Origin of the sequence: Microbispora sp. CSR-4, assembly GCF_008033685.1 — a bacterium.
Taxonomy (GTDB): domain Bacteria; phylum Actinomycetota; class Actinomycetes; order Streptosporangiales; family Streptosporangiaceae; genus Microbispora.
Genome location: NZ_VJVX01000225.1, coordinates 1 through 670, shown reverse-complemented (window position 1 = coordinate 670; position 670 = coordinate 1). Strand labels below are relative to the sequence as shown.

Here is a 670-nt window from a genome sequence, read left to right as displayed (position 1 = left end):
GGGGCGGCGGAGGTCGCCAAGGCCGGCCGCCATCTGCGGGCGGTGCTGGACCCCGATGGGGAAGAGCGGGATGAGCGGGCCGATTACGGGCGGCGGTTCCTGCGGGTCCGCCCGGGCAAGGGCGGCGGCGTGGAAGGGGAGTTCTACCTGCCGCGTGAGGCCGGCGCCCGGTTGATGGCGTTGTTGCAGGCGTACGCCAAGCTGAGGGCACAGGGTGATGACCGCCCGCTGACGGTGCGCCAGGCGGACGCCTTGATCGCCCTGCTGGAGCAGAAGATCGCCGCCGAGCTCCTCGTCGTGGTCAGCGCCGAATCCCTCCCCACCGACCCCGACAACACCGACCCCACCGACGACCCATACCCCGCCGACCCGGCCACCGACGACCCCGCTGCCCCGGCCACCGACGAGACCGACCCGGCCACCCAAGACCCCGCTGCCCCGGCCGCCGCCGACGAGGTCAGCGACCACTTCGCAGACCTCGGCGACAGCGCCCCCAGCGACTACGTCCCCGACCCTGCCGGAAGCACTGACGAGCCGGGCCAGGCCGACGACACCGCCGACCACGCCGGAGACGCGCGGGATGCCGGGGGCTTCGAGGAAGGCCGGGACGACACGGGCGACCCTGCTCCCGGCGAGGCCGGGACAGATGCCAGTGCGGAGAGCGCCGACG

General features: G+C 74.2%; 1 protein-coding gene. It reads left to right on the top strand.

Translation table 11 applies throughout. The annotated features are described in order from the left end of the window. Positions 1-670 (top strand): DUF222 domain-containing protein (locus FLV34_RS39560; protein WP_147945620.1); only part of this gene is annotated, 670 nt, incomplete at both ends.